Source organism: Pseudomonas vlassakiae, from assembly GCF_014269035.2.
Lineage (GTDB): Bacteria > Pseudomonadota > Gammaproteobacteria > Pseudomonadales > Pseudomonadaceae > Aquipseudomonas > Aquipseudomonas vlassakiae.
On record NZ_JABWRP020000069.1, the window covers coordinates 1 to 297 of the forward strand.

The 297-nt window shown below is 60.6% G+C and carries 1 protein-coding gene; it reads right to left on the reverse strand.

Going from position 1 to position 297, the window contains the following annotated elements:
* The coding region (locus HU738_RS25820) for an immunoglobulin-like domain-containing protein (protein ID WP_217871562.1) at positions 1-297 on the reverse strand (297 nt) is incomplete at both ends.

Consider the following 297-nt stretch of genomic DNA (forward strand, 5'->3'; position numbering starts at 1 on the left):
CTGGTGGTGTCTTGTACATCGGTCACGGCGGTGCTGACCGGTGCCTGATTGGCGACCAGGTTCTCATAGTTGCCACCGCTGACCCTGGTGATGTTGTTGCTGACTGCCGCGTGGCCTTGGTAGACATCATTGCTCACGGCACCAGTGACGGTGCCGGAGCTTTGGCCAACCGGAATAGTGATGGTCTGGCCGTTAGCCAGGCTGACTATGACTGGGCTTCCGGTGACCGGCGCACCTACTGTGGCGGTGTAAATGATAGTGCCGCCTTCGGCCACGCTGGGCGTCGCTGTCAGCGAT